At 71.5% G+C, this 26,158-nt stretch carries 15 protein-coding genes; 6 read left to right on the top strand and 9 right to left on the bottom strand.

The genetic code is table 11. From position 1 onward, the window contains the following. The first annotated feature begins 210 nt into the window (after window positions 1-210). Window positions 211-2,175, top strand: a complete 1,965-nt coding sequence (locus tag ACGFY9_RS12030) for an N-acetylmuramoyl-L-alanine amidase (RefSeq protein ID WP_393753609.1) — start codon at window positions 211-213, stop codon at window positions 2,173-2,175. A 70-nt stretch (window positions 2,176-2,245) separates the two neighbouring features. On the opposite strand, the gene ACGFY9_RS12025 is transcribed toward ACGFY9_RS12030, so the two are convergent. Continuing rightward, the gene (locus ACGFY9_RS12025) at window positions 2,246-5,140 is read right to left on the bottom strand and encodes an AAA family ATPase (protein WP_393753608.1); all 2,895 of its coding nucleotides are present in this window, start codon (window positions 5,138-5,140) and stop codon (window positions 2,246-2,248) included. 319 nt (window positions 5,141-5,459) lie between these two features. Between ACGFY9_RS12025 and ACGFY9_RS12020 the strand changes: the two genes are divergently transcribed. The 4 genes from ACGFY9_RS12020 (at window position 5,460) to ACGFY9_RS12005 (ending at window position 11,597) form a co-directional block, all read left to right on the top strand. Continuing rightward, window positions 5,460-7,148: a heme peroxidase family protein gene (locus tag ACGFY9_RS12020; RefSeq protein WP_393753607.1), complete on the top strand. Its 1,689-nt coding sequence runs from the start codon at window positions 5,460-5,462 to the stop codon at window positions 7,146-7,148. A 124-nt stretch (window positions 7,149-7,272) separates the two neighbouring features. Next, window positions 7,273-9,213, top strand: a complete 1,941-nt coding sequence (locus ACGFY9_RS12015) for a trypsin-like serine peptidase (protein WP_393753606.1) — start codon at window positions 7,273-7,275, stop codon at window positions 9,211-9,213. A 70-nt stretch (window positions 9,214-9,283) separates the two neighbouring features. Continuing rightward, on the top strand, window positions 9,284-9,718 hold the full coding sequence (locus ACGFY9_RS12010; RefSeq protein ID WP_393753605.1) for an OsmC family protein: 435 nt from the start codon (window positions 9,284-9,286) through the stop codon (window positions 9,716-9,718). A 208-nt stretch (window positions 9,719-9,926) separates the two neighbouring features. Further along, on the top strand, window positions 9,927-11,597 hold the full coding sequence (locus tag ACGFY9_RS12005; protein WP_393753882.1) for a hypothetical protein: 1,671 nt from the start codon (window positions 9,927-9,929) through the stop codon (window positions 11,595-11,597). A gap of 81 nt (window positions 11,598-11,678) precedes the next feature. Here the strand turns inward: ACGFY9_RS12005 and ACGFY9_RS12000 are convergent, their stop codons facing one another. The 6 genes from ACGFY9_RS12000 to ACGFY9_RS11975 all read right to left on the bottom strand — a co-directional run bounded on the left by ACGFY9_RS12000 (window position 11,679) and on the right by ACGFY9_RS11975 (window position 22,063). Then, entirely contained in the window at window positions 11,679-12,320 is a 642-nt protein-coding gene (locus ACGFY9_RS12000) for a cutinase family protein (protein ID WP_393753604.1), read from the bottom strand. Window positions 12,321-12,415: 95 nt separating this feature from the next. Further along, window positions 12,416-13,693 carry a PucR family transcriptional regulator gene (locus ACGFY9_RS11995; RefSeq protein ID WP_393753603.1) on the bottom strand — a complete coding sequence of 426 codons (1,278 nt, stop codon included), beginning with the start codon at window positions 13,691-13,693 and terminating at the stop codon, window positions 12,416-12,418. A gap of 122 nt (window positions 13,694-13,815) precedes the next feature. Continuing rightward, window positions 13,816-14,763 (bottom strand): alpha/beta hydrolase, encoded by a 948-nt coding sequence (locus tag ACGFY9_RS11990; RefSeq protein ID WP_393753602.1) that lies wholly within the window; start codon window positions 14,761-14,763, stop codon window positions 13,816-13,818. Between the two features lie 9 nt (window positions 14,764-14,772). Next, entirely contained in the window at window positions 14,773-18,717 is a 3,945-nt protein-coding gene (locus tag ACGFY9_RS11985) for an acyltransferase domain-containing protein (protein ID WP_393753601.1), read from the bottom strand. Next, the gene (locus ACGFY9_RS11980; RefSeq protein ID WP_393753600.1) at window positions 18,714-20,456 is read right to left on the bottom strand and encodes a fatty acyl-AMP ligase; all 1,743 of its coding nucleotides are present in this window, start codon (window positions 20,454-20,456) and stop codon (window positions 18,714-18,716) included. The genes ACGFY9_RS11985 and ACGFY9_RS11980 overlap by 4 nt, the downstream gene beginning before the upstream one ends. A gap of 71 nt (window positions 20,457-20,527) precedes the next feature. Next, window positions 20,528-22,063: an acyl-CoA carboxylase subunit beta gene (locus ACGFY9_RS11975; protein WP_393753881.1), complete on the bottom strand. Its 1,536-nt coding sequence runs from the start codon at window positions 22,061-22,063 to the stop codon at window positions 20,528-20,530. 277 nt (window positions 22,064-22,340) lie between these two features. On the opposite strand from ACGFY9_RS11975, the gene ACGFY9_RS11970 reads away from it, so the two are divergent. Then, window positions 22,341-24,017 (top strand): glycosyl hydrolase family 28 protein, encoded by a 1,677-nt coding sequence (locus tag ACGFY9_RS11970; RefSeq protein ID WP_393753599.1) that lies wholly within the window; start codon window positions 22,341-22,343, stop codon window positions 24,015-24,017. Window positions 24,018-24,019: 2 nt separating this feature from the next. On the opposite strand, the gene ACGFY9_RS11965 is transcribed toward ACGFY9_RS11970, so the two are convergent. Next, window positions 24,020-24,226 carry a hypothetical protein gene (locus ACGFY9_RS11965; RefSeq protein ID WP_393753598.1) on the bottom strand — a complete coding sequence of 69 codons (207 nt, stop codon included), beginning with the start codon at window positions 24,224-24,226 and terminating at the stop codon, window positions 24,020-24,022. Window positions 24,227-24,272: 46 nt separating this feature from the next. Further along, window positions 24,273-25,895 (bottom strand): glycoside hydrolase family 125 protein, encoded by a 1,623-nt coding sequence (locus tag ACGFY9_RS11960; protein WP_393753597.1) that lies wholly within the window; start codon window positions 25,893-25,895, stop codon window positions 24,273-24,275. Window positions 25,896-26,158: the final 263 nt, after the last annotated feature.

The following is a 26,158-nucleotide window of genomic DNA, read 5'->3' as shown; positions in this document are numbered from 1 at the left end:
CGACCACGGCGACTTCGTGTCGGTGCTGCCGCCCCGCGACCGCACCGCAACCGGACCGCGCCGGATGACGTCGAGACCAGTGACACCACTGATGAAGGCGCCGACTCGCTTGGCGGCTGCGGGAGTTGTGACGTCCAGTGGGTGATGCTGGAAGCTTCCGCACAGTGGTTCGGGCAGGCGTCACCCCGCACGTCTGCCTCAGGGCACTACATGCATCAGAGCACTCCATACATTCAGGGCACTACATACAAGGGAAGAGCCTTGCAGCAATCCTCGCGTAGAAGATCACCCCGGAAGGTGCTGGCCGGGATCCTGGCCGGCGGCGCCGTGGCCGCAGGCTGTTTCGCCGTTCTGCCGTCGACGGCGCAGGCCGCCCAGGCCCCGGGCGCCGACCGGCAGTCCTCCTTCACCGACGCGGCAAAGGAGTTCGGCGTACCGCTGCCCGTGCTCCTGGCCGTGTCGTACCAGGAGTCGCAGTGGGACGACCACGACGGGCACTACAACACCTCGGGCGGATACGGCCCGATGAACCTGACGGACGTCACCCCCACGATGGTGTCCGGGGGCGCGACGGGCGCCGCAGGCCGCGGTGACCTCGCCGAGCTGACGTCGGACCCGGCGCTGCACACCCTGGACGCGGCGGCGAAGCTCACCGACACCCCGGCGACGAAACTGCGCACCGACGACCGCGAGAACATCCGTGCGGGTGCCGCCCTGCTCGCCTCGTACCAGCGGGAGTTGACGGGCAAGAGCTCCACCGACCCGGCCGACTGGTACGGCGCGGTGGCCAAGTACAGCCAGTCGTCCGACCAGAAGGCCGCGCAGCTCTTCGCCGACCGCGTCTTCAAGACCGTGTCCTCGGGCGCCTCGCGGACGACCGTCGACGGACAGCACGTCCGCCTCGCGGCGCAGAGCGCGGTCCACCCCGAGACGCGGCAGCTTTCCGAACTGAAGCTGAAGGCCGCCGCGACCGCCACCGACACCGAGTGCCCGGCCACCGTCGACTGCACCTTCCTCGCCGCGGCCGCCTCCAACGGGCAGGTCGCGGGCCGCCCGGACGACGGCGTGCAGATCAAGTACATCGTCCTGCACGACACCGAGTCGTCCTACGACGCCGCGATCAAGACCTTCCAGACGGCGGGCTCCGGCGACTCGGCGCACTACGTCATGCGGGCCTCGGACGCGGCCGTCACGCAGATGACGCACGCCAAGGACATCGCCTTCCACGCCGGCAACTACTGGTTCAACATGCACTCGGTCGGCATCGAGCACGAGGGCTACGCCGCGCACGGTGCCACCTGGTACTCGCAGGCGCAGTACCAGGCGACGGCCGATCTGGTGAAGTACCTCGCCGCGAAGTACGACATCCCGCTCGACCGCGAGCACATCATCGGCCACGACAACGTGCCCGGCCCGCAGGACAGTTACGTGCGGGGCATGCACTGGGACCCCGGCCCCTACTGGGACTGGACGGCGTTCATGAACATGGTCGCCCCGTCGAGGGCGGCCCACGCGCAGAGCGCCGCCCGGCACGCCCCTAGGGTGGGTTCTGCGGTCACCATCAGCCCCGAGTTCGCGACCAACCAGCAGACCGTCCAGGTCTGCCCGGCCGACGACCCCACGGGCGCCACCACCGCCTGCACCGAGAGCACCGCACCCTCCGACTTCCTTCCCGTGCGCACCGCTCCGAGCGCGGACGCGCCCCTGTTCGCCGACCCGGCCATCCACCCCGGCGCGAGCGCGGGCACCGACTCGATCCACGACTGGGGCAGCACCGTCTCGGCCGGCCAGCAGTTCGTGGTCGCCGACGTCGACGGCGACTGGACCGCCATCTGGTTCAGCGGCGCGAAGGTGTGGTTCCACAACCCCGGCGGCGTCAACACCTGCGCCGCGCCGGGCGCCACGATCCTCCACTCCGGCGACCAGGCCGCGACCCTCTACGGCTCCGGCTACCCGCAGGCGTCGGAGTACCCGTCCGGCCTGTCGCCGTCCACCCAGAAGCCCCTGACCGTCTACGGCTTCCCGGCGGGCCAGGCCTACGTCGCCACCCAACCCCCGGTCAGCGCCGACGACTTCTTCGTCCCGGGCGACACCTACGTCACCGGCGCGGCCAAGTACTACACGATCCAGTACAACCACCGGGTCGTCCTCGTCGACGCCTCACAGGTCTCCTGAAGCGGCCGGTGCGGGCGGCACACGTCCTGCCCGCACCGGACTCCGTCGTATCCCGACTGCCCGCGCCCCGCTACCCGGTGACCCCGGCGTGGGCCAGGCAACGCGCCAGGTCCGAGCGGGAACGGACGCCCAACTTGCGGTAGACGCGGGTGAGATGGGCCTCGATCGTCTTGCGGGAGAGGAAGAGCGACGCGGCCGCCTCCACGTTGCTGAGGCCTTCGCCGATGGCACGCGCCACCTGGAGCTCCTGCGGCGTGAGCAGGGCCACCGGAGGCGGTTCGTCCCCGTGGACGGCTGAGCGGTGTCCGGTCGCCGCGACCTCCGCCTCGGCCCGGACCGCCCACGGAACAGCGCCCAGCGCGGTGAACGTCCGCTGTGCGAGCAGCAGCGGCTCCCGTGCCGCGGACGGCCGCCGGAACCGGCGCAGCACCTCTCCCGCGACGAGCCGTGTCCGCGCCGCCTCGAAAGCCATCTCCTTGTCGGCATGGACGCGTTCCGCGACGGCCAGCCAGTCGGCGGCCTCCTCGGCGGACCGCGCGAGCATCACCCGGCACCGGGCGTGGGCGGCCGCCGGCCACGCCAGACCGGTCGCCGTGTCGCGCTCCCGCAGCCAGTCCGCGACGGCCACGGCACCCTCCCTCGCCCCCGTGCGCAGACAGGCCTCGGCGAGGTCGGCAACCCACGGCATGAGGGTGGGATTGACCAGCCCCATCTCGTCGGCCAGCGCGAACGCGGCCTCCAGGTGCGTACGAGCCGCCTCGGCGTCACCGGCGGCGAAAGCGGACGTACCGAGCGCACCGCGTGCGAACATGGCCAGGCCGCGCAGTCGGCTGCCGCACCAGCGCTCGTACTGCGCCACCCGCTTGTGGCAGTCCGCGAAGTCGCCGTGCAGGGCGTCGAGCCGCGCGAGCTGGATCAAGGCGTAGCCCGTCATCGCCAGATGCCCGAACTCCTCCGCCCAGCGCAGCGCCTCGGTGGCGTCCGCGCGCGCCATCGGCCAGCGGGACCACATCTCCACCTGGCACCGCGCCAACAGGGCGTACGGCAGGAGGGCCGGGGCGTTGTCGCGGCGCACCCCCTCGATCACCGTGTCCAGCACGCGGCGGGCGAGGTCCCCGTCGCCGGTCCACGACAGGCCCTGCGCGATCTCCATCGTCGTCTGACGTTCCTCGGGGCCGGTCAGGCCGCGCGTCTCGTCCAGCAGCGCGAGCAGGGTCGTACGGCCCGCGCTCACGTCGCCGCCCAGCACCTCCGCCCGGGCGCGCATGACGGCGGCCTGCCGACGCCGGGTGCCGTGCATGCCGTCCGCCAGTGCCTCGCAGCGTGCGGCGATGTCGCACGCGTCGCGTATCCGCCCGTCCATCGTCGCCGGCACCACTGCGGCCCCGTACAGCTGGGAGGCACGTGAGCGGTCCACCGGCTCCACCGTCCGGGCGGCGCCGACCAGCAGCTGGTGCGCGCGGCCCGGGTCCCCGAGCCAGGTGCAGGCCTGGCCGCGCAGCAACTCGATGTCCGCGGTGAGCAACGGATCCTGACTGCGTGTCAGGGCCTGTTCGCACCACTCGGCGGCATCGCGCGTCGTACCGCCGTAGAACGCGTCGTGTGCGGCTTCGAAGAGTCGGCGGGCCGCGTCCGCGGGGTCCGGCGACAGCTCGCCGGCACGGCGCCAGGCGGGCGCGGCAGCCGCCAACGCCCCACGCTGGCGCGCCTGCCGGGCGTCGGACACCAGGCGGGCGGCGACCGACTCGTCCGGACCGGGGGCGGCGGCGGCCAGGTACCAGGTCTGCAGTTCGCCCGAGCTCAGGGTGGCCAGTCGCCGGTAGACCTCCAGTCGCCGGACGGTGGCGCACTGTCCCAGCACCACCGGCCGCAGCACGGGATGCCGCAGCTCGCAGGCGCCGTCCCGCATGCGGACCAGCCCGGCTGCCTCGGCCGCGTCCAGGTCGGCGGTGGTGAGTCCGTCGAACGCCAACACCCTTTGCAGCAGCGGCCATTGCGGAGCCCGGCCGGCGGCGACGTACACCAGCGCCTTTCGGCTGCGCGCCGGCAGCATGCGCAGTTGTCCGCGCCACGCCCGTTCCACCAGTGGCCCCGGCGCCTCCCACGAGTCGTCCCACGGCTCGGTTCCGCACGCACGGGCCCGGGCGAGCGCCGCCGCGTACTCCACCAGGACCAGGGGGTTGCCGTTCGCCAGCCGGACGATCCGGTCCGCCGCCCGATCCGTCCGGTCGAGCGCCTGCCGCCGCAGCAGCGTCCAGCACTCGTCGTCCGACAACGGCCCCAGCGTGGTCTGCGGCACGCTCTCCTGGATCCCGTCCTCCTGCCGCCCCCGGCGTGCCGCCATGACCAGGGCCACTCGCTCCGTGGCCAGCCGCCGGGCCACGAACTGCAGGACCTGGCGCGACGAGGGATCGGCCCAGTGCAGGTCGTCGACGAGGACCAGCAGCGGCCACGACTCCCCGGCGGCGGCCAGCACCCCGAGCGCGCCCGCGCACACCGCGTACGGGTTCGACTCAGCCACGTCCGTGAGCGCGAGACAGCCCTCGACGGCACTGCGCTGGGCCGACGGCAGTTCGCCGAAGTGACGGCGGAGCGGCAGCAGCACGTCGGCGAGCACCGCGTACGGCAGGACGGCCTCCGACTCCACTCCGCAGGCCCACAGCACCCGGGCATCCTGGCAGCGGGCGGCCGCGTGGCGCAGCACCATGCTCTTGCCGATCCCCGGCTCACCGCTCAGCAGCAGAGCGCCGCCCCGCCGGGGCAGCGCGTCCACCAGGCCGTCCACCAGGTCTCGTTCGGCGCGTCGGCCGACGAGGGCGGCGGGTCCCGGGAGGGACGTCACCCCGTCGGGTACGCCGGGAGTCACCACGCGGTGCGGCCCGTGCGCACCCGAGTCGTCCGCCGCGCGGACCGGATCGTATGCCGCCGCGCTTGCCGACACGTCCGTCATCGCTGGTTCTTCCATGACGCCCCCGTACCTCCGCCGCTCCCCAGCGGCGGGGTCATGTCCTCAGCGTGCCTCCGGGACGGTGATCGGCGTCAGGGGTCGGGGCCGTCCTACGGCGGCCTGCGTACGGTGCTCTCCGTGCTGTGGGCCCATGACGCGTAGGAGGTGCCGGGTACATCCTGCGCCGCCGACCCGGCAGGTGGCGTAGGAGCTCCGGCGAACGGGTCCTCCGAGAACGCGCGAGGGCATGTCCCGGGCGGAGGCAGGGAGTTCCCCGAAGCCGTGGCGCGGGCGTTCGGGAATGCTCGCGTGCTCCTAGACCGGAAAGGGATACGGGATGACTGAGCAGGGACAGTTCCGGCGAGTGATCACGAACCTCACGCACGGTGGACACGCGATTCTCGACAGTGCGGAGGAGGCGGAGAAGACCGCCCAGAGCCAGGAGAGTCTCAGCATGCGCAGCACGGTGGTCCAGGAGTCCACCGACGACGCGGCGCACGTGGGTACCACTTCCTTCGACTACTTGTTCCTCGACCTCGCGAAGAAGTTCCCGGACAACCACCTGCCGATCGACGACGTCCCCACGGTCGTCAAGGCCCTCCTCGACCTGGGCTCGGCGATCGTGGAGACCCCGGACGAGGTGCGCGACCCGGTGCTCAACTCGCCGATTCCGCCGATCTACACCTACTGGGGCCAGTTCGTCGACCACGACCTGACGGCCGCGACCGACCGTGACCTGGTGATCAGCATCACCGATGAGAATCCGCCGCCCGTGCCACCGGACGAAGTGGTCAAAAAGCTGGAGAACCTGCGGATCCCGGCGCTGAACCTCGACTCGGTCTACGGCGACGGACCGTTCGCGCCACCGGTGCCGGGCAAGGACGCCGTTCCGTACGACGGGATCAAGTTCCGGCTGGGCCTGCTCTCGCCGGTTCCCGCCAACGTGGGCGCGCTGATCCCCCCGGTCGACGACACGCAGCGGGACCTGCCGCGCAAGGCCGACCGCACCCCGCTCGTCGGCGACACACGCAACGACGAGAACCTCGTGGTGGCCCAACTCCACGTGGCGTTCCTGCGGTTCCACAACGCGGCGGTCGACTGGGTGCGCGACCACGAGCCCGAGTTCGAGACGGACGTCGAGATCTTCCGGCGGGCCAGGGACCTCACCCGGTGGACCTACCAGTGGTTGAGCGTGCACGACTATCTGCGTACCGTGGCGCGCCCCGACGTCGTCGACCGCGTGGACACCGCCGAGGGGAACCTGCTCGACCTGGACCGCCGCGGCACCTACATGCCGATCGAGTTCTCCGTGGCGGCCTTCCGCTTCGGTCACAGCATGGTGCGTGGCGCCTACGACTGGAACCGCAACTTCGGCCGACCCGGCGACAGGGCCGCCGTGTCCACCCTGGACCTGCTCTTCCAGTTCACCGGCAAGGGCGGCTTCGCCGGCACGCTCACGACGCTCCCGTCGAACTGGCCGGCGGAGTGGGACCGGATGGTCGACAAGAACAGCCCGTTCGCCAACCGCTTCGCCCGGCTCATCGACACCAGGCTCGCACCACCGCTCGCCGACCTGCGCAACGAGGGCACCGACCCGAGCCTGCCCGAACGGATCAAGAAACTGCTCAAGCACCTCGCCCAACGCAACCTCCTTCGCGGCTACCGACTGGCCGCCCCCACCGGACAGGCGGTGGCCGAGGAACTGGAGGTCGAACCCCTCAGCCGCGCGGAACTCGAAGAGGGCAGCAGCGACCTGGTCAAGGATGCCCTGGAGGCCGGCGGTCTGTTCGACAGGACCCCGCTGTGGTTCTACGTGCTGAAGGAGGCCGAGGTGCGGGAGCTCGGCCAGCGGCTCGGCGAGGTCGGCAGCCGCATCGTCGCCGAGACCGTCATCGGCCAGATCCGCAAGGACCCCGGTTCGTACGCCAACCGGACGAGCTGGAGCCCCGCACAGGGCGTCCTGCTGCCGAACGGCCGGCCGGTGCGCACGATCGCGGACTTCCTCCGGTTCGCCGGGGTGCTCTGACCCGACGACACCCTTCGAGCCCTGCCCGTCACGCCCCCGCCGATCCGCATCGGCGGGGGCGTACGCGTGCGCCGTAGGGAGTTCCCCGAAGCGCCCTGCTCCCCGCTCGCCGGACCATGCGCGCATGAACCTACGAGAGCAGCAGCGGAACATGGTGGAGCGCTACCGGGAGACGGTGGACCAGCGCGAGAACATCCGCCGTCGGCAGGTGGAGACCGGTACGCCCTTCGCCGCCGACAGCGAGGAACAGCTGCGCGCACGCGCGGAGCGGTTGGTTAGCAGGCGCGAGGTCGACCCGGGGGAACTGGCGCTCGTGCCGTCCGACGAAGGGCCGGTGCGTCCCGCCGTCGTCTTCGAGCGGATCCTCGGCGCCGCGAACGAGCTGCAGAGCGTCAACTTCCTTGCCCGCGGCGCGCGTGCGGCCCGCGCGGTCGCCCGCGTCTCCATCATCCAGGGCGGACAGCGGGCCGGGTTCGGCACCGGTTTCCTGGTGGGGGAGCGCCTGCTGCTCACCAACAACCACGTGCTGCCCGACGTGGCGACGGCGACGGGGTCCTTCGCGGACTTCGACTTCGAATCCGACGCCGACGGTGTGCCCAAACCGGTCGACTCCTACGACCTGGCCCCGGACGATCTGTTCGTCACGGACCCCGCGCTCGACTACACGCTCGTCGCGGTCGGGGCCCGCCCCGACGGGAAGCGGCCGGGCGAGGCGCACGGCTGGCTGAAGCTGATCGCCCAACAGGGGAAGATCGTCATCGGGGAGCCGGTGAACATCGTCGGCCATCCCGCCGCGCGGCTGAAGGAGGTCGCGGTCCGCGCCAACGAACTGCTCAACCAGCTCCCGCAGTTCCTGCACTACCGCACGGACACCGAGCCCGGAAACTCCGGCTCGCCCGTGTTCAACGACCAGTGGGAGGTCGTCGCACTGCACCACGCCGGCGTACCCGATCCCGGCGGCGCGGGCTGGATCGCCAACGAGGGGGCCCGGGTCAGCAGCATCCTGCGGCACCTCGCCGCGGCCGCGCTGCCACCGGAACAGCAGGCGCTGCTCGCCGAGTTGGGCTCCCAGGCGGTGCCGGTCGGGCCGGCGCCTGTCGAGAAGGTGCCGGTCGGCGGCCGCTTCGGCGAAAGCGGCCCAGGTGTTCAAGAGCGGCGGGGCGTCACCGGGCGGACCGCCGCCGGCCGACGGCGCGTGGTGTTCCTGCACGGTCGCGGCCAGCAGGGCCACAACCCCGCCGAACTGCGCGCCAGTTGGTGCCGGGGCCTGGCCGTCGGACTGGCGGCTGCGGGCCTTCCCCCACTGGACGATGCCGACGTCTGGTTCCCCTTCTACGGCGACGCGCTGGCCGCCGCGACGGCCGGCCGTGAGAGCGCCGCACTCGATACGGCGACGACCACGGCCGAGGCGTACGTGCCGGCCGACTCCGGCGCTCGCACGGTGTACGCCGCGCTGATCGCCGATTCCGCCGAGGCCGCCGGGATGCCCGCCCTGGAGCAACAGCCCGAGAACGCAGGGGAGTCGGGCCTGCTCGGCGGGGCGGTCGCCGCACTGCAACGGCCCTTGTCCTGGATCGCGGCGCGCAGCGGGCTCGACGACGTCGTGATCGCGGCGGTGTTCCACGACGTCGCGGCCTACCTCGGCGACAAGTCGGTACGCGACGCCGTGCTGGAGGCGGTGCTGTCCGGGTTGCCCGAGGACGGCGAGATCGTGCTGGTCAGCCACAGCCTCGGCACCGTCGTCGCGCTCGACCTGTGCACCATGCTGCCCGGCGGGATCTCGGTGCCCCTGCTGGTGACGGCCGGCAGTCCGCTCGGACTGGACGCCGTGTACAAGCGACTGCTCGCCCGCGGACCGGTCCGGCCCGGTCAGGTGGACGTGTGGACCAACGCGTGGGCGGCGGCGGACGCCGTCGCCATCGGCTGTCCGCTCGGCGACACCTGGGCGCGCGTTCGCGACGTGCTCTGCGCCAATCGGAAGGACCGGGCGCACGACATCACGCAATACCTGTCCCACGCCCCGGTCGCAGCCGAGATCGGCGGCGCCCGGTCGGCCGTCGGCTGAGGGTGCGCTTCCAGGGATCATCTCCGTGGCCTCGGACGATCCGGTCGAGGTCTCTGGAAGGATCCCCACCATGAGCGACAACCCCCTGCGCCAAGTCACCGTCGACCGCACCGCCCCCGGCCGCTTCACCGCGACCAACGCCCGTGGCGGCACGATCGACTTCGGTACCGCCGTCGGCGGCGGTACCGAGTTCACCCCGGTCGAGCTGCTGCTCGCCGCGATCGGCGGCTGCACCGCGGCCGACGTCGACGTGGCCACCACGCGGCACGCGGAGCCGGACGGATTCACCGTCACCGTGACCGGCAACAAGGTCAGCGACGACCTCGGCAACCGGATGACCGACCTGGCGGTCACCTTCGCCGTGACCTTCCCGGAGGGGGAGGCCGGGGACCGGGCCCGCGCGATCCTGCCCCGGGCGGTCACCGTCTCGCACGACCGGCTGTGCACGGTCAGCCGTACGGTGGAGACCGGCACGCCAGTCACCGCGACGATCAAGGACGCCTGACCTCACGCCGTTGTCCGCGAGGTTCGCTGCGAGGTTCTCTGCGAGCAGGTGACAAGGGCGCCGGCGTGCGCTGCGTTCTTGTGAGCACCGCCTGATCCCGTGGTCCTGACCGTCCTACGGTCCGGCCATGAACACGAGTCGCAGCAAAGGAAGTTCGTGGCGGGGAGCCGCGAGCACAGGACGTACGTGGCGCGGTGCCGCGCTCGCGGTGTTGCTGACCGCGGGCGCGCTCACCGCGGCCGCTCCGCAGGCCCAGGGGGAGAGCGCCCGCACCGAGACGCCGGTGGCGTCGACGCATCCCGCCGACGGTGTGGTCGAGTCGGTGGTGCGGGTCAAAGTGCCGTTACCGCAGTCGTTCGGCGCCCGGCCGACGGCCTGCGACTGGCTGTCGTATCTGCGCTACCGCTCCGCCGACGGACCGAGCGCGCCGGCCGACGCCGACCGGATCCTCGTGGCCCAACCCGGCATCCTGGAAGGGGCCGGAGCGTTCGACAGCGTCGCCCGCGACACGGTCGTCCAAGCCGCCGCGCAGGGACGGCACATCGAGTTCTGGGCCCTGGACCGGCGCTCCAACTGCCTTGAGGATCCGACCGGTATCGCCTCCGGCGACCAGCACACGGCCGTCGACTACTACTACCGGGGCAAGGCGGTCGGCGGCCGGACCTTCGCCGGGTTCGTCGGCAACGACAAGCTCGGCTGGATGGCCAAGCTCGGCATCCAGCAGACCGTACGGGACGAATACGACCTGCTCACCGCCGAGTTGCCCGATCCGACCCTGCGTAAGAACAAGGTGCTGTGCGGCGGGCACTCGCTCGGCGGTGTCATCACCGGCTACTTCGCGGCGGCCGACTTCGACGGCAACCCCGCGACCACGGCGGACGCCGGGCAGAACCAGTGCGCCGGGTACTTCGCCCTCGACACGACGATCTCCACCGACCTGTCGGACCTCAGCGGCAGCATCCCGGACGACACCAACCTGCCTGACATCGGGCTCGGTTACGGCGTCGTCCAGGCCGGGCTCGACAGCGGCGTGCTGTCCCGCTCGCTGTCCGCGCCCGTGCTGCTCAACCCCGAGACGATGACCCTGCTCGCCATCGCCGGCCTGGGCGCCGTACGGAACCCGAACGGTGAGGCGGACCTGCCGTCCTACCTCCCCTCCAACGTCAACATCGAGGCCACGAACCGCTTCCTGTTCTCCAAGGACACCGCCACGTTCCTCACCGGCTCACCCGCGGTGAAGGACTTCCGGCTCACCAACGACGCCGTGCTGGGGTCGCTGATGGACGACAACTCCGTACCCCTCGCCTTCCTGCAGAGCAGCGTCGGCTTCTTCGACGGTGGGCCGATCACCGACAAGAACTTCCCCGCCGCCAACGGCAGTTCGGACCAGTCGCAGCTCTTCGGCGTCGAGTACAAGGCCATCCCGGCCGTGCCGCACGGGCCGCTTTACACCTGGCGCGATTACGACCGTGTCGGCGCCGCCGACGACCCCGGGTACCGGTCGGCCGACGGCACCCCGTTCACCAATGCCTCCAAGGAGGTCACCGACATCCATGAGCTGGCCCGCAGCATGGGGGAGCAGCCGCTGGACTTCACCGAGCAGTACTTCCCGACCAAGCTGGTCACCGACATCGAGCTGGCCACCTCACCACAGGTGAAGCAACTCGTCGTGCACCCGGGCGGGTTGACCGCCAACCCGACGCTCACCGTGCTCGCGGGCGACGGCCTGCTCGCCGGTCACATCCCGGCCGGCCTGCACCCCGTGATCGCCCCCGGCTACCAGCACCTCGACGTACTGACCGCGGCACCCGTCCAGAACGACGGCCGCCCCGAGGCCGTCTCCAGCAGCCTCGCCGCGTTCGCCGCATCGCCCAAGTAGCCGAACCCGTACGGCCGTTCCGGGACGCCGATGAGGACCGGGAGGATCAACTCCCGGTCCTCATCGGCGCATTGCTACGGCTCAGACCTTGCCCGCGGCGAACGTGGCCGCCGCGTCGGCGTCGGAGGTGTAGCCGAGGTGGGCGAGGACGTCGGTTCCGCCGTTCTGGCAGATGGGGTCACCGTTGGCGCAGAAGTCGATGGTGCGGCTCTGGTAGGTGCCCGTGACGCTCTTGCCGAGGGCCCGGATCGGGTTGCCGAACAGCAGCACGGCGGCGACCTTCGGCTCCACCGCGGCGGGAATGGTCGCGACGATCGGGCTGCCGACCACCGCGCCGTCGCTGCTGATTCCGATGGAGTTGTCGACGACGTTCGCGCCCTGCGAATAGCCGACGAGAATGAAACGCTGATTGGGGCAGGCCGCCGCTTGTGCGTTGACGTGGTTCACCACATCGGCGTTTCCCGTCGCGGCGGACGTGAGGGAAAGGTCGGCGGGATAGTTCACCGCGTAGCTGGAGAGCGACTTTCCGGAGATTTTCTGCTGGAGCGCGGAGAACACCGGGTCGCCGACGATCAGGCCGAGTGTGCCCGGCTCGAAGGTGCCGCGCGCCGCCACGACGTCGAGGTCCGAGCAGGTGGCGGCCGACGCGGCGGGTGCGGAGAGGGTGGCGAGCCCGGCCCCGCCGACCAGCGAGAGTGCGGCCAGGCATAAGCGAATACGCATGGGAATCCTTTGAGGGTGGGGCGCGTGAAAGCGCCTGTGGAAAGGACTGTCCCGAAGGTATTCGCGTTCCCGTACCCGGTGTTATGGACGGGAATTCAGAAACTCTCTCTGTTTTTGTCGCTTCGTGAGTCGCGGTCACCGCCCCGTGAGTCCTGGTCGCCCTCCCGCGAAGCCGCCGAACGCAGCGCGAGGATCAGATCCAGACGGGTGCCGGGATCGTGCAGGGAGGCGCCGAAGAGTTTCTCCAACTGACGCAGGCGATAGCGGACCGTCTGCGGGTGGATGTGGAGCCGGGCGGCTACATCGGGGACGTTGCTGCCGCTGAGCAGCCAGGCGAGCAACGTCTCGGCCAGCCGCGGGCGTTGACCCTCGGAAGCGGCGTCGAGCGGCGCGAGGGCCCGTAACTCCAACTGGGCGAGCAGCGGTTCGTCGCTGTGCAGCAACAGCGTCGACAGATGGTCGGCGCACAGCACCACGCCCTGCCGGGGCAGCACCCCGCGTCCCATCAGCCCCAGCGCCCGCGTGGCCCAGTGCAAGGACCGCGCGGCCTCGACGACCGGGACCGTAGGACCGATCGCCGCCGGACGGCCACCCAGCCCGAGGACGAACGACCGCCCGCCGAACCGGCCGTAGCCCTCCGGGTCCGGCACCAGGACGCGCGGCGGCCGTGACTCCATGTCGGCCAGCGCGCCGGGCATCGCCGGCGGCCGGTCCTCCGCACGCGGGTCCGCGGGGCCCGCCAGCGCGATGACGGCGACCTGCGAAGGCACCCGCCACCGCGCGCCGTGCGCCAGGTCCTGCAAGGTTTCCGGGGCCACCGGCCCCTCGCCCAGCAGGAGTTCGAGCAGCCGTCGGCGCCGCCGCTCCACCTCGTGCGTGCTGCGCGACTGCGCCTCCGCGTACCCGGCCGCCGCTGCCTCCGCGACCTCGTGCACGGTACGGAACGCCAGCTCGCCCAGCGCGGCCACCACCGCCGAATCCAGGCCGAGTTCCTCCGCCGTACGGCCCATCAGCCGCCACGCGTGCAGCCCGCCCACGCGGATCGCCGACTGCAGCGCCTCCAGGCTGCGGCCCTCCAGGGCCTCGCCCCGCCCGAGTTCCTCGTAGTACGCCGCCGCCATCGCGGCGTTCTGGCCGTCCGGGTCCGCGATGTGGTCGACGAACAGGGTGAGCGCCTGCACCACCCCGGATCTCAGGTTCTCGCGATAGGTGCCATCAGCCGGCCGCGCGTACTCGGGGACATGTCTGCGGACCACCTCCTCCACCTCCGCGGAGACGGCGGCGAGTTGGGCACGCAGCAACTCGGCCAGGTCGGGCGGAACCAGCGCGGTTCCGGGCTCGGTGGGTACTCCGCGCGGGGTGGGGACAGCCACGACGGACACTCCTTTCCCCCGGAGGCGGCTCGCCCACGGACTGTTGCCCGTGGGACGAGGGGGACGTCCCGTGTTGGACGGTCGTCCCCTGCGCTCCGTTCCGTGCCCCGGCTGCACCGACATCACTCCGGCAGCCCCAGCGCACCGGCGAGCATCGGCCACGAGGTGGTGAACTCCCCTTTCCAATAAGCCCAGCTGTGACCTCCTCCCGAATAGAAATGCGCGGTGACAGGAATGCCGAGCAGGGCGAGAAAGCCGGTGAAACTGTGCGCGGAGGGCCACAGCAGACTCTCCAACGCCTCGGGCAGCCAGTCGCCCGAACCCCCGGCCACACCACTGCCGTTGGACACGTACAAGGGAGTCCCGCGCAGTCCGACGGCCCGGGCTCGCGGATTGAAGCTCTGCCAAGTCAGCAGGTCCAGGAGGGGATTGCCCCAGAGGGAGCTGGGCGCCAGGTTCTCGCGGGCCACGATGGCGTCCACCAGCGAGGGCACCCCGGGGGCCGTGGTGTCGAGGATGCCGCTGTACGACGCGGCGGCGGTGAACGCCCCCGGGTGACGGGCCGCGTGCGCCATCGCACCGTAGCCCCCGGTGGACACCCCGGCGACGGCCCGCACCCCGGACGCCCGGTAGTCGCGGGCCAACAGTGCCGGAACCTCCGTGAGTTGGAAGGTCTCGTAGTCGGGACCGTCCCGCCACGCGCTCGGGATACCGGTCGGACCCGCGTCCGGCATCGCCACGATCAGATCCCGCCCCTCGGTGAAGGCCTCGATGTCCGTCTCCCGGGTCCAGGACGTGTAGTCGTCGTGCGCCCCGTGCAGCAGATACAGCACGGGGTACGTCCGCCCGGGCTGCGCGTCGAAGCCCGACGGCAGGATCACCCGCACCGGCGCGTTGCGGCCCAGCGCCGGCGACGACACGGACACGTCGAACGTGCGCGCCGAGATCTGCGTCGCGGCCCGGGCCCGGCCAACGGTGCCCGTGGCACCGAACAGGACGGCAAGTCCCGTGGCCGCGGTGGCCCTTGTGACGGCGCGGCGGGATATCCCGTGGGGGTGATGGTGCGGCATGGCGGCTCCTCAGGCTGGTTCGGCGGGTCCCTCCGGCGAGGCGAGCACCCGCCGCAGATGGGCGGCGATCTCGTCGACGTACGGCGGGTCGAGCAGCGACAGGTGGTGCCCCGCCACCGGTACGACCGTCAGCCGCGGGCACACCTCGTCCCAGCCGAGCGCGTCGTCGTCCCGTTCGTACGCCGGGTCACGCACGGTGTGCGGCGCCGGTTCGGTGGCCCGGTACAGCACCACCCGCCCCTCGTACCGGCCCGGTTGATGCGCCTCGCCGATCCGCAGATCCAGGTACGAGGCACGCTGATGCTCCAACGCGGCGGACGGCACCTTCACCGCCCCGCGCAGGGCACGCAGCACGAGGTCGATGCGCTCGTGGTCGTCGTCCAACGCCACGAGGTCGTCGTAGGGCAGGGGGAGTTGGACCCCGTAGGTGTCGGCGATGTGCTCGGCGAAGCCCGTGAGATACGCGCGGACGCGCTCGGCGGGGGTGCGGTCGGGCTGGGGGAGGGGCCGTACGGAGTCGATGAGCACGAGGAGTTCGACATCCCTCCCGTCGGCGGTGAGTTGGCGCGCCGTCTCCTGTGCCACGAAGCCGCCGAAGGACCAACCAGCCAGCACACAGGGCCCGTTGGGATGAGCAGCGGTGATCGCCTCGGCGTAGCGGCGGGCCTTATCGGAAACGGTGTGAGCGTCCTCGATCCGGTCGAGTCCGTGCACCGGCCGGTCTTCGCCGAGGCGTTCGCCGAGCGCGCGGTAGACGTCGCTGGTCCCGCCGGCGGCGTGGAACAGGAAGAGAGGAGAGGGATGGGATGGCGCGTCGGTCAACTGAGCTATCCGGTCCGCCACTTCGGCGACCGTGACGGCGTCGAACAGGTCGCGCAGGTGCAGCTCGACGCCGAAGTCGCGTTGCAGGGCGGTGCGGATGCGGACGGCCATGAGGGAGTCGAGGCCGAGGTCGGTCAGTGCCGTGGTGGGGGTGATACGGGCCGCTGGATGGCCGGTGACGCTGGAGATGTGGTGGCTGACGCGGGCGGTCACCGAGTCTTCGGCGGCCGGGACGGGCTCGGCCCAACGGTGGGCGGCAGGCGCTGGGGTGACGGGAGTTCGGCCGTCGGTCCACCAGTACCGGACGTGCCGCCAGCGCGGTGTGGGGAGGTCGATGACCCGGCCGCCCGGCAGCGGGAGGTTCAGTCCCGCCGTGTACAAGGCCCCCAACTCCCTTAGAAACGCGGTGGATCCGTCCGCGTCGCGGCGCAGCGTGCCGACCGTGAGGGCGCCGGGTACGTTGTCGGCGATGGACCTGGCGAGGACCGGGTGCGGTGAGATCTCCACGAAGGCGGTGTGACCGTCGGCCGCGGCGGCGGCGAGGGCACCGTCCAGGCGTACCGGCCGGCGCAGATTGGCGGCCCAGTGGTCGGCGTCGAACTCGAAGGCAGCGCAGGGGTCTTCGAGGACGGTGGAATAGACGGGGATGCGTGGCGGCCGACCCTTGACGTCCCCGAGAGCCTCGGCCAGCTCCGGCAACAGCGGGTCCACCTGAGGTGAGTGTCCGGCGCCGACGACCCGCATGACCCGGGCGGCCCGCCCTCGCTCCTCCAGCCGGCGCACCAGGCGGGCGACCGCCATCTCGTCACCGGTGACGACCTTCTGCCGGGGCGAGGAGTGGACGGCGACGTGCACGCCCGGTAAGTCCCGCTCCAGGGAGGGAAGTTCACCGTCATCCAGGTCTACGACGGCCATCGCGCCCCCGTGCAACTGCCCCAGCAGCCGCGCCCGTACGGCGACCACCCGGGCCGCGTCCGCCACATCCAGCGCGCCCGCGCAGACGGCGGCGGCCACCTCGCCCAGGGAGTGGCCGATCACGGCGACCGGCTCGACGCCGTACGATCGCCACAGCTCGGCGAGCGCCAATTGGACCCCGAACAGAGCGGGTTGAGCGACATCCAACCGGTCGAGATCCCCGGCGGAGGCCAGGCGCTCGTGCAGGGAGAAGCCGAACACGTCAGCCACCTGCGCGTCGAGCTTCTCCACGGCGGCGGCGAAAGCCGGTTCCTCCAGGAGCAGTTGGCGCCCCATGCCGGTCCACTGGCTGCCGTATCCGGAGAACACCCAGACCGGACCCCGCCCCACGAGATCACGGTCACCGGTCACCACGCGCGCATCGGGGCTGCCACCCTGCGCCAACGCGCCCAGTGCATCGGCCAGTTCGCCCCTGTCGCGCGCGACGACCGCAGCGCGTACGGGCCCACGCCCCGCCCGTCCCGCGAGCGTGCGCGCCACGTCGGCCGGACGGGCGGAACTCCCTTCGGACGTACGGAGCCATGCGGCGACACGGGACGCGGTGTCGCGGACCCGCTCGGTGTCGATGTCGGAGAGGAGATGGAGGCGCGCGGCGGCTTCTTCCAACGGGGGCAGCGCGGGCCGCCATTCCTCCAGTACCGCATGGGCGTTGGTGCCGCCGAACCCGAAGCCCGAGACGCCTGCGGTGGCCGTACCGCCGTAGCGGGGCCAGGGTTCCGGCTCGGTGACGACGCGCAGCCGTGTGTCGCCGAGGGGGTTGCCGTGCAGCGACGGTGGGACGAGGTCGTGGTGGAGCGCGAGGACCGTTTTCACCAGGCCGGTGATGCCCGCCGCGGATTCCAGGTGGCCGAGGTTCCCCTTCACCGAGCCGAGCAGCAACGGCTGTTCGGGGTCACGGCCCGCGCCCAGCACCGCGCCGAGCGCGCCAGCCTCGATCGGGTCGCCGAGCGGGGTGCCGGTGCCGTGCGCCTCGATGTAGTCGATGTGGGCCGGGGTGAGTCCGGCCCGTGCGTACGCGGTGGTCAACAGGGCTTGCTGAGCTGCGGGGTTGGGGGCGAGCAGGCCGTTGGAACGTCCGTCGGAGTTGACGGCGGTGGCGCGGATGACCGCGAGGACACGGTCGCCGTCCCGTTCCGCGTCGGACAGCCGCTTGAGCAGTACCGCCGCGCAGCCCTCACCGCGTCCGATGCCGTCGGCCGCCGAGGAGAAGGGCTTGCAGCGGCCGTCCGGGGCGAGGGCGCCCGCTCGTTCGAAGGCGACGCCGACGGCGGGGGAGAGGAGGACGTTGACTCCGGCGGCGATCGCCGTGTCGGTCTCGCCCGTGCGGAGGCTGACGCAGGCCTGGTGCACGGCGACCAGGGAGGATGAACAGGCCGTGTCCACCGCCATGTTGGGGCCGCGGGTGTCCAGGACGTAGGCCAGTCGGCCCGCCGTCACACTCAGTGCCGCGCCCGCCGGGGCCCAGGGGTCGACGGCGTTCAGGTCGGCGCCGGTGAGCTGTCCGTACTCCGGGGCCGAGACGCCGACGTAGATGCCGGTGGCCGTGCCCGCCAGGGAAGGTGCGGGGACGGCGGCGTGGTCGAGGGTCTCGCGGACGACCTCCAGGAGGATGCGTTGCTGGGGGTCCATGACCGCGGCCTCGCGCGGAGTGATGCGGAAGAAGTCGGCGTCGAACCCGGCGATGTCGTCCAAGTAGCCGCCGTGCAACGGTGTTTCGGGAGGTGGGTACGCCGTGAAGTCGGCCCATCTGTCCTCGGGGACACGTCTGATCGCGTCGACGCCGTCGAGCAGCAGTTGCCAGTAGGCGGCCGGGCCGCGCACCCCGCCGGGCAGTCGGCAGCCGACCCCGACGACCGCCACGGGCTCGCCCGGCGCCACAGCAACAGGGGCGTCCTGTACGGCAATTGGCGTGGCTGTACCGCACACCCGATCCACCAGCGCGTCCACGGTCGGCGCCTCCCACAGCAGGGTCGCCGGCAACTCGTGGCCCGTCAGCGTGGACAACTCGCCCGCCAGCACGACCGCCTCCCGCGAGGACATGCCGAGGTCGGCCAGGGGGCGGTCCAACGGGACGTCGTCGACGGGGGTGTTGTTCCACTCGGCGACCCGTTCCGCGATCCGGCGGCGCAGCAGCGCTCTGGTGTCGGCGGCCGTCATACCGCGGTCTCCGCCGTGTAGGCGCCCTCCAGGTAGCGGGTGCGGGTCAGGGCCCGGGACACCTTGCCGCTGGAGGTGCGGGGCACGGTGCCCGGTGCGACGAGGACGACGTCGGCGAGGCGTAGTCCGTGCCGGGCGGAGACGGCCGAGCGTACGGCCTGCGTCAGGGCCGGTACGTCGATGTCCGCCAGGCTGGTCGTGCGCGCGTGCTCGGCGACGAGCACCACCCGCTCGCCCGTGCCACCCGGCACGCCGAACGCGGCGAGCCGGTCGCGTCGTACGGCGTCATGCGCGTCCTGGGCGGTGGCCTCCACGTCCTGCGGATAGTGGTTGCGGCCGTCGATCACGATGAGGTCCTTGAGCCGGCCGGTGACGACCAACTGCCCCTCCAGCACGGTCCCGAGGTCGCCGGTGCGCAGCCACCTGCCCGGCGCATCCTCGCCGAGCCTGGCGCCGAAGACGCGCTCGGTCTGCGCGGAGTTGTTCCAGTAACCGCGCCCCACGTTGGGACCCTGCACCCAGATCTCCCCGACCTCGCCCTCGGCCAGTACGGCGCGGGCGACCGGATCGACGATGCGCACGCGCTGCCCAACTGGGGCTCCACAGGCGGCCAGTAGCACGGCTCTCGGGTCCTCGGGCCGTGCGGGCAGGGCCTTCCCGGCGGCGAGCGCGTCACGGTCGAGGGCGAAGCGGCCGAGCGGTCGGCCGGGCCGGGCGGCGCTGACGAAGACCGTGGCCTCGGCGAGCCCGTACGACGGGCAGTGGACCTCCGCCGCGAGCCCCTGCGCGGCGAACGCGTCCTGGAAACGGTCGGCGGTGCCGGGCCGGACGGGTTCGCTGCCGTTGATCAGCGCGGCGACCCCGTCCAGCCGCAGCCCCTCCTTCTGCGCCCCGGTGACGGCGGAGGCGCAGTAGTCGTAGGCGAAGTTGGGCGCGGCACTCAGCGCCCGCGGATGCGCGGCCAACAGCCGTAGCCAGCGCACCGGTTCGTGCAGGAACGCCGCCGGGTCCATGAGCACCGACAGCAGGCCGCGTACGACCGGGGCCGCGACGCTCAGCACCAGCCCCATGTCGTGGTAGAGCGGCAGCCAGCCCACGCAGGTCATCGGGTGCGCGTCGGCACCGTAAGCGGCAAGCGCCTGGCGGGCGTTGGCGACGACGTTGGCGTGTGTGATCTCCACGCCGGCCGGAGCGCGGGTGGAGCCGGAGGTGTACTGGAGGTAGGCGGTCGCGGCTGAATCCGGCGCGGGCGCTTGCCAGTTGAGGGCGGTGGAGTCCGGTACCCGGTCCGCCACGAGGACGGTGACCTGTGCGCGCTCGCAGAAGTCCGTCACCTCGGGCAGGACGCGTTCTGTGGTGACCACGATGGACGGGCGCGCGTCCCCCAACACCCCGACCAGCCGGTCGCCCTGCCCCGGCAGGCCGGGCGGGTACAACGGGACGGCGACCGTCCCGGCCGTCAGTGCCGCGAGGAAACCGGTGATGTAGTCCGTGCCCTGCGGGCACAACAGGGCGACCCGCGAGCCGGGTTCGGCGTGCTCGGCGATCCGTGCGGCCAGGGCGCGTACCCGCAGATCCAGCCGCTGCCAGGTCAGGGTGCGGTGCACACCACGGGAGTTGGGGGCTGGATGGTCGACGAACGTGAACGCCCGGCGGTCCGGGGCGACTTCGGCCCAGTGCCGCACGTACCCGGGCAGAGTCCGGTACGCGGGGGCGAGCGGGGGGCGGCGGCTGTCCATCGGGCGTGACTCCTCACATCGCGGAACTTCGCGGTGTCGGCTGACGAGGGTGAACGAGGTGAACAGGGCGGTCAGAGCGGGATGTTGCCGTGCCGCCGCTCCGGCATCGGGGCGCGCTTGCCGCGCAGGGCGCGCAGAGCGCGGCTGACATGGGCGCGGGTGTCGCGCGGCGCGATCACGTCGTCGACGTACCCGCGCTCGGCGGCCGGGTACGGCGTCCCGTGTGTGGACTCGTACGCGGCGACGAGGTCGGCCCGCAGCGCCTCCGGGTCGGCCGCGGCGGCGAGTTGGCGCCGGTGCAGCACGCCGACGGCACCCTCGGCACCCATGACGGCGATACGGGCGGTGGGCCAGGCGAGATTGAGGTCGGCGCCGAGATGCTTGGAACCCATCACCGCGTACCCCCCGCCGTAGGCCTTGCGCACGACGACGGTGACCTTCGGGACGGTCGCCTCGGCGTACGCGTAGAGGAGTTTGGCGCCGCGCCGGATGATGCCGCCCCGCTCCTGGCGGACGCCGGAGAGGTAGCCGGGGACGTCGGCGAAGGTCAGCAGGGGGATGCCGAACGCGTCGCAGAACCGTACGAACCGCGCGGCCTTCTCGGAGGCGTCGATGTCGAGGACACCGGCGAAGCGCAGCGGCTGATTGGCGACGACCCCGACACTCGCCCCCTCGACCCGGGCCAGCGCGCAGATGATGTTCGGCGCGAACAGCTCCTGGACGTGCAGGAGTTCACCGTCGTCCACAACCGCGTGCAGGATGTCCCGCATGTCGTAGGCCTGTCCGAGCCGGTCGGGCACGATCCCGTCGAGCGGCGCCCCGTCGGCGACGGAACCGGGCGCGTACTCCGGTGGCCGCTCCAGGTTGTTGGCGGGAAGGTACGACAGCAGATCGCGCACGGTGTCGAGCGCGTCGCCCTCGTCGGCGGCCAGGAAGTGGGCGTTGCCGTTCACGGAGTTGCTGGTGCGGGCGCCGCCCAGCTCCTCGGCGGTGGTGCGTTCGCCGGTGACCGCCTCGATGACGTCGGGGCCGGTGACGAACATGTGCGAGGCGCCGTCCACCATCACGGTGAAGTCGGTGATCGCGGGGGAGTACGCGGCACCGCCCGCACACGGACCCAGGACGACCGAGATCTGCGGGATCACCCCGGACGCCTTCACGTTCCGGCGCACCAACTCGGCGTAGAGAGCGAGGGAGTTGACGCCCTCCTGGATGCGGGCGCCGCCGGAGTCGTTGAGGCCCACGACCGGGCAGCCGGTCTTCAGGGCGAGTTCCATGAGGGCCACGGTCTTCTCGCCGAAGGCCTCGCCCATGCTGCCGCCGAAGACCGTGGAGTCCTGCGCGAAGACACAGACCGGCCGTCCGTCCACCGTGCCGTACCCGGTCACGACCCCGTCGCCGTAAGGGCGTTGGGCGCCGTCCCCGACGGCCCGGGCCCGCACGAAGCCGCCGGTCTCGGCGAACGAGCCGACGTCCAGCAGCCGTTCGATGCGCTCCCGCGCACCGAGAGCGCCCTGTCTTCTCGGCGCGGCCGTGGCAACTGCCCGCGCCCGCCGGTGTTCCAGATCGCCGATGCGTCCGGCGGTCCCGTCCGCCGCGGGTGTCACTGCCGTCAGGGATGTCGTCGCCTCTAGCGTCACAGCCACCTCCGAAGTGGTTCTCGAATATGGCAGCGATTCCGGAGCGGGCCGTGGGATCGCCGTTCTGTTTGCGGGAGTTGAGTCCCGGGCGACGGAGGTTCGTCCTGAGGTGACAAGGGAGTGAGGGTGGGCGCGCACAGCACATAGGCGTCTGCGGTCCAGACCATTAGTGTGGTCATGTCACTGGCAACGTTTCCATCCCGTCTTACGTGCCCCCACCGATGTGACTACAGGAGGACCCCGGATGAGATCGTCGATGAGCCGGCCGTTGACCGCGGCCGACAGACGGCTGTTGACCGCGGCCGACGGAACCGAGAAGCGCGTACTGCGCCCCCTGGCTCTTGTGCTGACGGCCCTCCTGCTCGGCGTCGCCGCACTTTTCGGCGCCCCGCAGACCGCACAGGCCGCGGCGGGCACCGTGTCGGCGTACCCGATCGCCTCCATCTACCCGGCGTCCACCGACTACAGGTTGACGGTCAACGGCACGTCCGTGCCCGTCACCAAGTACACCGGCTACGACATCGCCCAACTCGCCCTGGGGACCGGCACGGCCACCATCTCGGTCACCAAGCTCAACAACACGGCCATCGGCGCGTACAGCATCAGCCCGCAGAAGCTGGGCATCACGGGCACCGTCAGCGGCCCGACGCTCACCTTCACCGTGCAGAACGACGAGTACCTGATCGTCAAGCTCGACGGCCGCCCCAACCTGGTCATCGCCGCCGACCCGGCCGAGACCAACCGCCCGGCGACCAGCGGCACCGGCATCTTCAACGTGCAGAGCGCGCCCTACTCGGCCCAGCCGAACACCGGCGCCTACACCACAACCGCCTTTCAGGACGCCCTCAATGACGCCGCCGCGTACGGCTCCGCCAACGGAACCCAGGGCATCGTGTACGTCCCGGCCGGCGTCTACACCCTCGGCAACCTCTACCTGCGCAGCAACCTCGCGTTCTATCTCGCCCCCGGAGCGGTCCTCCGCTACACAGGAGAGGCCAGCCACTATGTGGTGACCGGACACAAGACCTCGCAGGGCCGCGACCTCACCTGGTTCATCTCCACCCGCTACTCCTCGACGAACATCAAGATCTACGGCCGCGGCATCATCGACGGCAACGGCCAGGCCGCGCTCGCGCCCTCCAACCTCGGCGTGAACCTCCTCGCCCCGATCTACACGAGCGGCTTCACGGTCGACGGCATCACCTTCCGGGAGTCCAGCAGTTGGGCGGTCATCCCGCTGCGCTCCTCGGACCTGGCCTTCCGCGACATCAAGATGTTCAACAGGTTCGACATGGGCGAGAACGACGGCATCGACGTCATGGAGTCCACGAACGTCACCGTCGACCACGCGATCGGCATCGGCCTCGACGACCCGTTCAGCACCAAGACCTGGCCCGACGTCGCCGACATCTACAAGAGCGTCCCCGGCACCGCCCGCCCACTGGACAACGTCACCTTCAACGACCTTGTCTCCTGGACCTATTGCTACGGCGTCAAGGTCGGCCAGGGCGTCTACGAGTCGCAGAACAAGGTCACCTTCCAGCACGTCGTCGTCTACGACGCGGCCGTCGGCATCGGCGTCCACCACAAGTACGGCACGGCGAGCGCGACGAACCTCAAGTTCGACGACATCGACATCGAACGGCTCAGCTTCAAGAACGACGACAACCGGACCTGGCTCGCCATGCAGACCGGCAGCACGGCGGGCATCGGCCCGGTCACCGGCGTCACGATCTCCAACGTCCGCGTCCGCAACGCCGGAGTCACCGCCGCACGCATCAACGGCCTTCCCGGAGCGCCCATTTCGGGCGTCGCGCTGAGCCACATCGTGATGCCCGGAAGCACGACCGGCGCGACCACCCTGAGCCAGGTCAACCTGACCAACCTCTCGGACTACGGCAGCCTGACCATCACCCCCTGAGGTCAGACGGCCAGGGGCGTCGCTCCCCAGGGTCCGGCCCAGCCGTAGACGAGGGTCTCGGCGCCGGACCGCCGGCGACGAGGAGCGGTGGTGGAGAGCCAGTCGAGCGGCTCGACACCACCGGGTGTCCCGCCGTCCAGCGCGAGCCGTACGGCCACCGCGAGATCGGCGTCCCTACGGGCCGTGCGGGCGGCGGGATCCACCGACACGAACAGGGTGGTACCGGAGCGCGCCCGGCCTCCAGCCACCGCCCGGTCACGCCGACCCGCCGCTCGTCCCCGGCCCACCGGGCAACGCCCGCGGATGCACCGGAAACAGGTGCCGCACCCCGCCTCCGCACACCTCCAGCGCAAGCTCGCAGAACATCGCGTTCGCCCAGCCGAACCACTCGCGCGTGAACCGGCCCGGTGCGTCGACATGGAAACTCTCGTGCATCAGGCCGGTACCGGCGGTGGTGGCGGCCAGGGTCTCCAGGGCCCGCGCCGCCTCGTCCGTGCTGCCGGTCAGGCCGGCGGTGGCGATCGCCAGGGGCCAGATGTGGCGGTCCGGCGTGTGCGTGCTGCCGATACCGGACGCGTAACTCCCGCTGAAGTAGGAGGGGTTGGCCTCGGACAGCGCGAAGCGCCGGGTGGCTCGGTACAACGGGTCCTCCGGCGCGCACCAGCCGCTCAGCGGAAGGCTCAGCAGACTCGGAAGGTTGGCGTCGTCGCACATCAAAGCCGAGCCGAAGCCGTCGACCTCGTAGGCGAGGACGGAGGCGCCGTCGACCTCGGTCACCGCATGGGCCAGGATTCCGGCGTCGATCTCGTCGGCCAACCGCCAGCATTCATGGGCCAGTTCGGTGTCGTCGAGGACCGCCGCCGCCAGTTCGGCCAGGCCGTGCAGGCTCGCCGACGCCAGCGCGTTGGCCGGGATCAGATAGCCGTGGGTGCACGCGTCGTCGCTCGGCCGGAAGCCCGACCACGTCATGCCGGTCCAACCGACCGGCGCACCACGGCCGTTGAGGGGCAGGCTGTCGCCGGCGAAGGGGCCGGACGGCCGGACGAACCGGTAGGGCCGGTGCGCGTGGGACTGCTCGGCCCGCCACAGCCGTACGATCAGCCAGGCGGCGCGGTGGAACGCCTCGTCGAGATGGTCCTCGCGGCCCGTCGCCCGCCGGAGTGCGTACGCGAGCTGCAACGGCGCGCAGAGGGAGTCGAGTTCGTACTTGCGCTCCCACACCCAGTCGCCCGGCGTGGGCAGATCGCCGGGTTCGCCGTGCGCGCCGGTGGGACCGTCGTTGAAGGCGTTGGCGTACGGGTCGAGCAGGACGCAGCGGATCTGGCGGCGCGAGACCGCGGCCAGGACGTCGCCGACCTCCGGGTCCGTGGCCACGGCCAGGTAGGGGCGGACCTGCGCCGTGCTGTCCCGCAACCACATCGCCGGGATGTCACCGGTCTTCACGAAGACCTCGGACGACGCGTCCGACACCCCGCCCGATACCCCGGCCACCACCCCGTGCGCCGGACCGCCCGGCAACCCGTCCGGCACCCCGTGCGCCGGACGCCACGGCAATCCCCCCGACATGCCGCCCGGCAGATCGCTCGACAGCCCACGCGACGGACGGTCCGGCAGTCGACCCGCCGGACCGTCCGGGAATCCACCCGCCGGTCCGCTCGACACCCCGTCCGCCAGACCGCTCGTCAGCCCACCCGACGGACCACCCGGGAAGCCGTCCGACAGATCCCCCGGCGCCCCACTCGCCGGAGCCCCCCAACTCATCGAAGTAGCCCACGTATTGGTCAGACACCGCTCGACGATCTCCCCCGCCGGCCCACCCCGCAACTCGTCGGCCAGCCGCCGCCCCAGCGTGCTCAGCGACTCCGGAACTGCCCACACTGTTCCGGATGTTGATCCGGGAAACGTTACCATCGCGCCTCTTGACTCCCTCATGTGGCGTGCGCCACCGTGTGATCGCCAGGGAATGGAAACGTTACCTTGAGCGGGCCGACGACCACCAGACGGTCGGGTCCGCGTGATCCGAGTGATCGTCAACTCCTCGGAGGAAGAAGGTGAGCGCGTGTGACAGCCGCCCCGCACCAAGAGACGCGAACCGCCGTACCGCCCGTGGACAGGCCGCCCGGCGGGGGGAGTCCCGGCGG

The organism is Streptomyces sp. NPDC048504, from assembly GCF_043200035.1.
In the GTDB taxonomy this organism is placed as follows: domain Bacteria; phylum Actinomycetota; class Actinomycetes; order Streptomycetales; family Streptomycetaceae; genus Streptomyces.
This window is presented reverse-complemented; position numbering and strand designations above follow the sequence as displayed.